Origin of the sequence: Streptomyces sp. NPDC057543 (assembly GCF_042801895.1) — a bacterium.
Lineage (GTDB): Bacteria > Actinomycetota > Actinomycetes > Streptomycetales > Streptomycetaceae > Streptomyces.
The window spans coordinates 1-11,611 of sequence record NZ_JBHVFF010000273.1 but is presented as its reverse complement, the minus strand read 5'-3'; the positions used below and the strand labels follow the sequence as shown (position 1 = coordinate 11,611).

Here is an 11,611-nt window from a genome sequence, read left to right as displayed (position 1 = left end):
CAACTGGGCCGCGCCTTGGCGAATGCATCAGAAGGGTACCTCACTGAAAACTTGCCCGCGCTGAGATCGAACCGCTAGCGATGAGCTCCCCGGCAACATTCCTGCCACGTTTGGCGCGCAGAAACCGCATGGCCCGCCAGGCTTTGAAACCATCAGTCGGCCAGTCAAACCCCCGGATCCCGACTGTTTGGCCAGAATCCTCATGATAGTGGCCGCCTGAACCTCGACATGCGAGCCAAAGAACTTACCGCCGCCGGGGCTCGCCGCAGCAGGAATCTCGCCCATGTTGGCTCTGATCAACGGATGGAGCCGATCGGAAGCCAGGTCAAACTCTCCGTGCCCCTGAACCCAGAGGTACCCGCCGGTAGCAACGTCCGGCCTGCTGGAATATGCAGCATTCTCCGATGCTCTGGCATGCGCCCGTTCATCCGCAGTGGAGCAGTTGTGAACGAGTGCTGAGGTCCCGCCTGCGACCACATAGTACGTGTGGACGTCACCGACGGTCAGGTTGTGAACCGTCGCTCCGGGGCTCGTCCAGCGCTGGACCGAGCTGATCTGGACGTACACACCGGCGCTGGTCTGCAGCCACTGGCCGCCATGCAGGTCGGTGGCCTTGATCCACTTGCCCAGCTCGGGGACCCAGAACGGGTGGCCGTCGGTCGCGGTGACCTGGGCCGTCTTGGTGCCCTTCTTGCCGTCGACGTCGATCGTGACCTTGACGAGGTGCTTCAGGCCCTGGCCCTTGATCTCGGCCGTGACCGTCTCGATCCGGGTCTCGCCCGTCTTCGGATCGGTCGCCACGACCTTGTCGCCGGCCTTCACCTGCTCGATCGGCTTCGTGGTGCCGTCGGCCATGAGGACCTTGGTGCCCGGCACGAAGCTGTTGTTGACCGGGCAGGAGCCTCCGCCGCCACCCTCGGCCTTGCCCGAGCCGCCGCTGCCGCTGGATCCGCCGTTGCTCTTGGAGGAGCCGCCGGACTTGCCGCCCGGCTTGGAGCCGCCGCCCCCGCCGCCCTTTCCGCCGCCGCCGTGGGCCGACACCTTCGGGGCCGCCTTGGCCTGGGCCTGCTTCTGGACGCGGTTGCCGGTCTTCTTGGTGGCCTCGAGTGCCTTGTCGGCGGTTCTCTTGGCTGCCTCGGCTGCCTTTTTCTTCGCTTTCTGCGCTGCCAGCTTCTTCGCTCGCTCGATCGCGAGTTTCTTCGCTTTCAGCGCTGCCGCCTCGGCCGCCTTCGCGGCCTTCAGGACGAGCTGGGCCGCCTTCTTGGCCGCGCGGAAGGCCTCGATCGCCTTGATCGTGCGGTTGACGGCCTTGATGACGGACGGGATCTTGCCGATCTTCGCCCACGGGATCGCGTCGACCGCGATGCCGACGCAGGACCACATGTCACCGCCGAAGCACGCCATCGCGTCGTTGATGCCGATGAAGTCCTTCAGCGTCTCCCATGCCACGGCGAGGATCACCGAGGTGAGGGACTTGCCCATCATGGCCTGCGCCTGCGCGACCTGCGCCGGCGACAGACCCGCGCCCGAGAGGGCCGCGGCCCGCTCGGAGGCGGTCAGCGAGATGGCCAGACCCGACGGGTCGGACATCGTCACCGGGTTGTTGTGCGCGTAGGCGTATCCGTTGGACTGCAGGACGTCGTTCAGGTCCAGAACCGGGTCGGCGGACAGGAAGCGTCCGACCACCGGGTCGTAGAGGCGGGCGCCCAGCGGCTGGTAGCCGGAGGCGTGGTCCTCGGTGGCGCCGAGGAACCCGGTGTGCGTCTGCAGGTTGACGCCGGCCGTGCTCGCGCCGCGCTGGTTGCCGAACGGGTCCTGCTTGCGGATCCGGACCGGCATCTCGCCGTTGAGCGCCACCTCGGCATAGGTGCTGCCCTGGTGGTCGCCGGTGAGGGCGACGAGGGTCTCGCTGCCGGTGCCGTTGGCGTAGCGCATGACCGCGCCGCCGGGGGCGGAGTAGGTGCGCTGGGTGTTGACCAGGACGCCGCCCTTCTGGACGGTGACCTCGGCCTCGCCGAGATACAGCGTGGCCTGCTTGCCCTTGATCGTCAGCAGGCGCGAGCCGTCGGGGCCGTAGATGTGACGGGTGTCGTTCTGCGGCGCCCACAACTGCTCGGCCTTCGTGCCGTCGCAGGTGGCGAGCACGATCGGGGTGGAGTTCGCCGAGTTGGCGTCCTTCACCGCCAGGCACAGGACGAGGCCCGAGGAGGCATCGACATGGGTGAGCTGACCGGAGGCGTTCCGCTTCAGCTCCTGTCCGGCCGATCCGTCGCACTTCTGCAGCTGGACCGCCGACCCGGCCGTGTTGCCGGCCGGCTGGACGCACCAGTTGTCGTAGACGTTCAGCGTGCCCCGGTTGGGGTCGGTCTGCGTCGCGCCCGGCGAAGGGGTGAAGCGCCAGTTCTGCGCCGGGGAGGCGTTGCAGGAGTAGAGCTGGATCGCCGTCGCGGCGACCGCCAGGCCGCCCTTCAGGTCAAGGCATTTGTCGGCGAGGCCCACGTACGGGGTCTTGCCGCCGGCGCCCTGACCGGTGATCCGGTCGATCTGGCCGTCGGGGGTCCAGCTCAGCGACTGCTTGTCGCCGTTCTCGACGGAGGTGACGGTCTTGGTCTCACCGGTGAGCTCGTACACACGCTCCGCCTCGGCCTTGACCTGCGCGCCCTGCGGCGTGGTGTAGGTCTTCGACACCTTGGTCAGCGTGTGCGGCTGGGTGTTGTCGGCCTTGCCGTAGGCGTAGGTGGTCTTGGCGTCCTTGGCGGTGTTACCGGTGAGGTCCTTCTCGGTCAGCGTCTTGCGGTTGCCGAGCAGGTCGTACTCGTACTCCTGCCAGTAGCCGGAGTTGTCCTTGCCGGCGGCCACGTCGAGGGTGCCGTCGCTCTTCTTCGGGCCGGCGCAGGCGGTCTGGTCCTTCGAGGTCCAGGCCGACTTCAACTGACCCAGCGGGTCGTAGGTGAAGCACTGCCGCTCCTCGATGCCGGCGGAGCCCTCCTGGATCGACGTGACGTTGCCGGCCGGGTCGTAGGTGTACGACCGGTTGGAGACGAGCCACGGATTGTTCGGGTTCTGGCCGACCACGCTCTTGTCCCCGGTCTTCTCGCGGAAGACCGACTGCTGCTTGAGCTCACCGCTGGACTCGTCGAACGTGTTCTGCGCCCACACCCGGTAGGGCTGGGCGCCGAGCGTGGAGCGCAGCACCTGGCCGTAGGGGTCGTAGACCGTCTCGGAGCCGTACCAGTCCTTGCCGGAGATGGAGAGCGGATTGCCGTCCTTGTTGTAGCGGACGACGAGCTTCTCCTCGTCGAGCTTGCCGATCTTCGGCAGCGTGGACTCCTCCAGCACGCCGTTGTCGCTGTACTTGTAGGAGTACGTGTACGACTTGTCCAGGCCCCAGGCGGAGGCCAGCGTGTCCGGCAGGGTCAGCGTGGTCGAGGTCGGCTGGTAGTCCTTGTCGAAGCCGTTGACCTGCTGGGTGTACGCCTCGGAGTCGGTGTAGCGGGTGGCGGTGTAGGGCATGCCCTTGCCGCCGGGGGCCTGGTCGTAGGTGTATCCGGCCAGGAGCGGGCCGTTCGCGGCGTTCAGGTGCTGTTCCGTCGGCCGGGACAGGACGTCGTAGTTGTTCCAGACATCGACGCCGCGGGCGTTCTTGGTGTGGAGCACGCGGTCGTATGTGTCGTACCACGTCGACGTGGTGCCCGTGTCGGGGTCGGTGGCGGTCTTCTGACGGCCGCGGTTGTCGTAGGTCCACGTCCACGGGTGGGTCTCGTCGGCGGTGTTGTACGCCTTCACGAGCTGGCCGCGCGTGTCGTAGTCGTACTTCATCGACGTGTAGCCGCCGGGCGCGTCCTGGTTGAACGTGTCCACCCGCTTCGTGCGCCCCAGGGCGTCGGTGTAGACCCGGTAGGAAGAGGCACCCTGCGGGTTGACGACCTTGGACCAGTCCAGGCCGTACTCGTAGCGGGTGGCCCGCGCCGGGACCGGCTCCGACCTGGACTCGTGCGTCTGCGGGTCCTCGACCTTGAGGACCGGCATCTCCTCCAGCACGCGGCCGGAACCGTCGTAGGTGTAGCGCGTGATGTTCGGGACGGCCGTGTCGCTGACCGGGCTGAACAGCTCGCCCGGCTTGGCCTCGTACGTCAGGTAGGCGTTGTTGGTCTGCCACACCTCACCGGAGCTGTTGTACAGCGTGTCGGTGATCAGGTAGCCGCCGCCGTCCGCCTCCTCCTGCGTCTGCCGCTCACGGCCGAGGCCGTCGTAGAGGGTGACGGAGGTCTCGATGCGGTTGTTGTAGCCGCGCGTGTAGGTGGTGACGTACGAGGGCTTGCGGTCCTCGCCCTTCTTGTACTCCGGGATCGTGTAGACGGCATGGAAGTCCGGCACGGCGGAGTCCGACGGGGTACGGTCCGCCGCCCAGGCATTCTGGAGACGGCCCAGCGGGTCGAACTCCGCCTGCGTGACGTGGTTGTTGGCGTCGGTCGTCTTCAGGGTCGTGCCACGGCCCGGTTCGACCTCACTCGTCTGGGAGTGGCCGAGGGCGTTGGTCTCGACGACGGTGAAGACCTGTCCGATCGACGGCTTGTAGGTGATGGTGCCGGAGGTCTTGTAGTCCTGGTCGGTCATGCGGGTCACACGGCCGACGTCGTCGAACTCGGTGGTACCGCCGGTCTGCCAGCCGGTGCCGGCGCCGTTCAGCGACCAGGACTCGGTGGCCTCGCCCTTGGTGGTGCCGGCGAGCGCGTCTCCGTAGGCCTGGCCGTCGTAGGCGGTGCGGGTGGCGCCGCTCAGCGTGCTGAGGTCGGAGAAGTCGGCGGCAGCGCAGGTGGTCGGGGAGACCAGGACCTGCTTGGACAGACCGATGAGGTTCTTGGCGGTCTGGTGGACGTACTCCGACTTGGTGCAGGACTCGTCACCGGTCTTGCCGGTGTCGCCGAGCGACTCCACCAGGGTGGGCAGACCGTAGGTCGGCTCGTAGGTGGTGCTCGTCTTCACGATCCGCTCGGTGCGGGTGTCGTCGCTGTTGGTGCCGGAGGACTTGGTGTACGCGATCTCCGTGGGCTCGGTGACACGCCAGGCGCGCAGCGGGTCCGGGCTGTCGTCGCGGTCCCGGTGGGCCAGTTCGGTTGCGGCCGGGACGGTGACGCTGCGGGAGACCCAGTCGGTGTCGGCGTCGTCCGCCTTGTCGTAGTCGAGTTCCTCGGCGATGCGGCCGGCGAACGCCTCCCTGTCCTTGGCGATCTCGGCGCCGGTCATGTCCTTCATCGACACGGTGTCGCCCATGCCGCGGAAGAAGCGGGTGACCGACTTCGACCGCTTGGAGCCGATGTCGGTGTTGTCCGCGCCCGTGATCACCGTGGTCTGCTCGACGCCGGCGAACTGCGAGTAGGTCCGCGTGGACTTCTTCGTGAACTCCGCGTCGGCGAGCTTCCAGCCCGGGTTCTTGTACTGGTACGCCGTCTTCGTCGCGAACGCGCCGTCGACGTTGGGGAGTTCCTCGATGGTGTCCACCACGTACTTGTGGAACCAGTCGATGTCCTCGACGTCGGGGTCCGGGGACCAGAACGACGGGTAGCACAGCCGCGTGTTGGCCTTCAGCGCGGCCGTGTCCTCCTTCTTCGGCAGGTTGGTGCCGGTGGCGCAGTCGCCGGCGGCCGGCTTGTAGGTGACGAAGGTCTCGCCGCCGTACTCGTTGATGACGCGGCCGATACGCAGCCGGGAGAAGCCGGGGCGCGGGTCGTTCGGGCGCATCACCCGGTTCGGCATGTTCTCGGCGTTGGACTCGAAGCGGACCGCGTTGAGGGGGACGCTCTTGTCCGTGCTGCCGTTACGGGCGTAGCCGGTGCGCTGGATCGACTCCAGCCACAGGGCGGTGTTGGGGCCGGTCTTCAGGACCGGAAAGCTCTGCTCGAGCGTGTGCCGGTCCACCACCTGGCGGGCGGTGGTGTCGGTACGGCGCTGCGCGGAGGTCTGGATCTGCACCAGACGCTTGCGGCTCCAGAACGACGGGCCGGCGTTCCAGCACTTCCTGGTCTGGGTCGCCGTGACGGCTTCGCAGTTCAGGTCGGCGGGCGTGTCGTACCAGATGCGGTACTTCCCCGGGTCCTTGTCCTTGAAGTTGGCGTCCGAGCAGGTCAGGGTGCGTTCGTCGAGGCAGCGCTCGGCGACCGTGAAGTTGACGCGGGCCGGGGCGACCGCGGTGAAGAGGGCGTTCGCGCGCTGGCCGTAGTCGATGTGGTCGAGCCAGCCGTCGCGGTCGTAGACGACCGGCTTCTTGAAGTCGAAGTTGCGGGCGTAGTAGTTCTGGTCCTTCTTCCACCACAGGGACATCGCGTTGCCGTGGATGTCCTCGACGTAGTCGAGGTTCCAGCGCCAGCCCTGGGTACAGGCGGAGCCCTTCCAGTCGCCGGCCTTGTAGCAGTCCTCGCCGTCGTGGTTGCCGTACACCGGCACGGTCAGCACGGAGTCGGTGACGGACTGGCCGGAGGTCCAGCCCGGCAGCTTGTGCATGCCGAAGTGGTACTTGACGCCGTCGCGCGTGGTGACGACCCAGTTCTCGCCCTTGTAGGCGCCGTTGCCGTTGCCGGCGTCGAAGATCCGCTCCACCTTGGAGCCGTCGCCGTTGGCGGTGAACCACTCTTCCTGGCCCTTGTCCCAGACCAGCTCGGTGGTCATGCCGCCCAGCGACAGAGTGGCGTTGTTCGAGCCCCAGCACAGGTCCGCGGTGCGGTGCGTCTTGTTGTTGGAGCCCTCTTTCTTGGAGTCCTCACGGCAGTTGGCGTACGTCCGGGTGATGGAACCCGGGTTGTAGTCCCAGCCGTCACCGATCCAGGAGGCCTGGTTGTTGGTGGCGGAGGTGCGGCCGTCGACGGACTGCGAGGAGTAGCCGAGGGACACCTTCGGCATGAGGCCGCCGGCGGTCTCGGGCACCTGCACGTCGTACGAGTAGGTGAACGCGCCGGACGAGGATCCGGCCGACCAGGAGCCGGAGGACAGCAGCGGGCTGGCGGTGAAGTCGCCGGAGGCGGCGGCGCCGGTGTCCATGGCGCCGACGACCTGCGGGCCGGAGGCGTCCACGACCGGCAGGACGTCACCGCTGCGGAACGACGCGGTGCGCGCGGAAGCGCCGGACGTCGTCGAGCCGGCGTTGCCGCCGAGCAGATCGGAGACCGGGACGGAGCCGGTGAGGATCTTGCGAGTGGCGGCCTTCTGCGCGGCGGTGGACTTGGTGGGCGCCTCCTTGGCGGGAACCACCTCGACCGTGCTGCGCAGCCGCTCGGGCTGCTTCTCGGTCTTGCCCGACATCGTCGTCACACCGCTGTCGGGAGCGCAGTCGCCGGTGTCGGGCGCGTCCATGACGCAGTTGGGCAGCAGGACGAGGCCGAAGCGGTCGGCGGCCTGCGGGCCGTAGAGGTCGGCGAAGCCGGTGGTGTCGACGGCGAGCGAGACCTGTGCGGTCGGGTCGGCGGTGGCCGGCGGCGTGACCTTCATGATCATGCCGGAGACGTTCGCGTCCTGGGACGTGCCCGGCGCGGCCAGGTCGACCTTCCAGTCACCGGCGAGTGCGGCCGGGTCGACGCCCGTGGGCACGCCGACGGCGATCGGCAGTTCGTCGACGGGGACCGTGGTGCCCGGCACGGTGTCCGCCTTGAGCGTGGCGACACCGGTGCCCTTCGTCCACGGCGTCACAGCGGTCGGCTCGTACGGGTCGACGGGGACCTCGGGCGCGGTGGTGAGGTTCTTCTCGGCTTCCTCGTCCGCCGGCAGCGCGGTGCTCTCCGGCAGGTCGGGGAGCTTGACCTCCTCGCGGCGCATGCCGGGGCCGGGTATCGCCCACGCCTGAGCGCTGAGGCTGCTCACCACCAAGGCCGAGCACAGCAAAAGTACGGTCGCCACGCGGCTTTGCCGGCGGCGCCGTCGTTGTGACTCCGTCCTGACCGGGCGTGACCGCCCCAGCCACGACGGTGGACTTTGAGCACGCATACGCGTCGACCCCACCAAGGCATGCGAAAAACAAACGGATGGAGACCGAACCCTCTGTCATGACCCCCACACGATTCAAGATCGAGAAAATGGGCCGCGAGGAACTTCCAGTGAGGTGCGTCACGGTGCACGGCGCGCCAGACCGCAATTTCTGGTGACTGATCGGACGTGTGCCGAAAATCCATACCTATACGCGCACAACAGGTGACTGAAAGGCGCATATCCGGCAACCTCAAACGGCGGTCAAGCGCTCACCAATCGCTCGTCACAGATTTATAAAATCTTCATACGTGGATCTGACGTGCAGTCCGTGTGATCGTGTGCGCGCCGATGCCCCGCGGCCTGCCGACCGGGGCTGTTCGTGCTGTCCCTATCCGCCTGGTCCACACGGGAGTAGACGCCGCCGTGTCCGCGCCGCCTCGTTTTCTCAGCCCCTTCGTGCGCACGCGCACCAGGCTGGCTCTCACCCTCGGCCTCGTACTGGCCGCCCTGACCGCCGCGCTGCTGCCGTGGTGGCACCCTGACGAACCCTCACCACCGCAGGCCGGCAGAGCGACCGACGCCCGGCACGCGGCGACCGGCCCGCGCGACGAGGAGGTCGCCCAGGCCGAGGCCCGGCGCACTCGTAAGCCGGTGCTGGTCGACACCGCCACCACCGCCACCTCCCAGACCTGGGCACAGCCGGACGGACAGCTGCGTACCCGGATCACCGTCCTTCCGCAGCGGGCGAAGAACGCCGCGGGCAAGTGGGCGCCGATCGACAACCGGCTGCGGCGGGTGCAGAACGCCGCCCGCGGCCTGGGCGTCCAGCCGGTCAACCCCGCCCAGCCGGTCCGCTTCTCCAGCGGCGCCCCGGGCCGGAAGGCCGACCGCGCCGACCGCTCCTTCACCCGCCTGCCGCGGGCCGAGGCTGCGCAGGCGCAGGAGACGGTGCTGGCCGAGGTGGACGTCGCCGGGCACACCGTCGCCTACACCTGGCCCGGCACCCTGCCCGAGCCGGTGCTCGACGGCCCGCGCGCCCTCTACTCCGAGGTGCTGCCGGGCGTCGACCTGCTGCTGGTCGCCCGCGAGGAGGGCGGCTTCGCCCAGCTGCTGATCGTCAAGAGCAAGGAGGCCGCGCAGAACAAGGCGCTGGCCACGGTGGCTTACGGGCTGCGCTCGAAGACGGCCGTCTTCCACCACGACGAGAGCACCGGCCGCGTCCTGGTGCAAAACCGCTCCGGCAAGGAGATCGGCTCCATCCCGACCCCCTTCGCCTGGGACTCCCATGGCCGCGACCCGGAGCTCGACGAGGGCCGGGGCACGCCCCGCACCTCGGTCGCCACGCCGGCCGACGTGCTGAAGCTGTCCGGCCTGACCGGCATCGAGCCCGGCGCGCACAGCGCCCCGATGCCTGTCCAGCTGGCCGGCGACGGCACCGGCGCCGCCCGCCTCGGCCTGCACGTCGCGCAGGCCGACCTGTTCACCGACGCAGACATCCAGTACCCGGTGTTCGTCGACCCGACGATCAGCACCGGCTGGCAGGCGTGGACCGTGGCGTACAAGCCGTACCCGAACTCCAGCTTCTGGAACGGCACCAACTTCAGTTCCGGCACCTCCGACGCCCGCGTCGGCCACGAGAGCGACACCGGCGGCACCGCCCGCTCCTTCTGGCGGATGAGCTTCAACACCAGCCTGAAGGGCGCGGACATCAGCTCCGCGACCTTCAAGGTGCTCAACAACCACTCCTGGTCCTGCACCACCCGTGAGTTCCAGCTCTGGCAGACCGGGGCGATCTCCTCCGGCACCACCTGGAACAAGCAGCCGAGCTGGTCGTCGGAGATCCAGCGCAAGTCGTTCGCGCACGGCTGGTCCTCCAGCGCCTGCCCGAATGAGTGGGAGGCGTTCAACATCAAGTCCGCCGCCCAGAAGGCCGCGGACAGCGGCTCGTCGAACCTCACCCTCGGCATGCGCGCCACCAGCGAGTCCGACAAAGAGACCTGGCGCAAGTTCCAGGCGACCAACGCCGCGATGGAGGTGACCTACAACCGGCCGCCCGCCACGCCCAGCAGCGTCTCCAGCACGCCCGGCGGCGCCTGCAACCAGACCACGGCCGGCGCCACCGTCGGCAAGACCAACCTGGTCCTGTCGGCGAAGTCCTCCGACCCCGACGGCAACCTCAAGGGCCTGCGTTTCCGTTTCTGGAAGTCCGGCGCCGCCACCCCGGCCGGCACCCTGGTCACCAGCCTGTCCAGCGGCAAGGGCACCCTGACGATCGCCTCCAGCACCCTGGTCGACAAGGGCGTCTACTACTGGGACGTACGCGCGGAGGACAGCAACTCCCCGACTGCGGTGTCTGCCTACTACCCGACCAGCGGCAACCGCTGCACCGTCACCGTCGACGGCTCCGGCCCGCCGCCGCCCACCGTGGACAGCGATACCTTCCCCGAGGCCACGCCCGACGCCCAGACCTGGGCGAAGGTCAAGTTCGGCGCGACCGGCGCCGTCACCTTCACCTCCGAGGGCGCGTCGAAGTTCCGGTGGTCCATCGAGGGCAACAACCCCGTCGACGTGCCCGCCACCGGCAACACCGTCACCCTTCCCACCTTCATGCCGGCGCACGCGGGTCCCAACACCATCCAGGTGTACGCGTACGACTCCCTCGGCAACCCCAGCAAGCGCACGGACTACACGTTCTACGTGCCGCCGCGGGACATTGCCGACGGCCCCATGGACACGGGCGGCGACAACGTCCCCGACCTGCTGATCGTGAACGCCGAAGGCAACCTGCGCACGTGCGTGGGCGGTGAGGGCGGCGACCTGTACAACTGCCTGGCAGCCTCCTACGACGGGAACAAGAAGCCCGACCCGCAGGGCCACTGGTACGACCCGGCCACCAACAAGGCGGCCCTGATCGCCCACTTCCAGGACACCTACCCGGGCGACGGCTCCACCGACCTGTTCGCGGTCACCCCGGACGGCCGCTTCTGGCTCTACCCGGGAGACGGATACGGCAGCTTCGACGTCACCCAGCGCCTCGAGATCCGCCTGCCCTCGAACGCCCCGGCGCCGTCGACGTGGACGCAGCTCAAGGCCGTCGGCGACATCACCGGCGACAAGCTGCCCGACCTGGTGCTGCGGGCCGGGGACGCGTTCTGGACGCTGACCGGCTACACCGGCGCGACCTTCCAGACGGCCACGCAGATGAACGCCGACGCCTGGGCCCGCCGGGAGATCGTCAACGTGGCCGACATCAACGGCGACAAGACGCCCGACCTGCTGTGGCGCAACCTGGACAACGGCAACATGTACGACCGCCAGGGCAAGCCCGGCACCGCCTCCGGCAGCGTTGTCCTGGATTCGCTCAAGCTGGCCGCCAACTCGCTGACCGGGAAGGATGAGCCCTACGGCACCACCTGGACCGAGGCCAACGTGCCCACCGCCATCGGCATCCCGGATGTCAACAAAGACGGCATCCCCGACATCTGGGCCCGGCTCGCCTCCGACGGGTACACGCGGATCTACAACCCGTCGCGGACGAACACCAACCCTCCGGTGAAGGTCGTTCTGTCGGTGAACTGGAACACGGTCAAGGCCTTCGGCTGACGTCGGCGACGGGGTGAGATCCCACCGAGGCCCGGCCGCCCCCACAGAGGGC

General features: G+C 68.4%; 2 protein-coding genes. One reads left to right on the top strand and one right to left on the bottom strand.

The window, feature by feature from the left end; all coding sequences use genetic code 11:
* Nucleotides 1–27: 27 nt before the first annotated feature.
* Nucleotides 28–7,806, bottom strand: a complete 7,779-nt coding sequence (locus tag ACFU8Q_RS32850) for a ricin-type beta-trefoil lectin domain protein (RefSeq protein ID WP_384461159.1) — start codon at nucleotides 7,804–7,806, stop codon at nucleotides 28–30.
* A gap of 606 nt (nucleotides 7,807–8,412) precedes the next feature.
* Between ACFU8Q_RS32850 and ACFU8Q_RS32845 the strand changes: the two genes are divergently transcribed.
* Nucleotides 8,413–11,559: a DNRLRE domain-containing protein gene (locus ACFU8Q_RS32845; protein ID WP_384461156.1), complete on the top strand. Its 3,147-nt coding sequence runs from the start codon at nucleotides 8,413–8,415 to the stop codon at nucleotides 11,557–11,559.
* The last annotated feature ends 52 nt before the right edge of the window (nucleotides 11,560–11,611 follow it).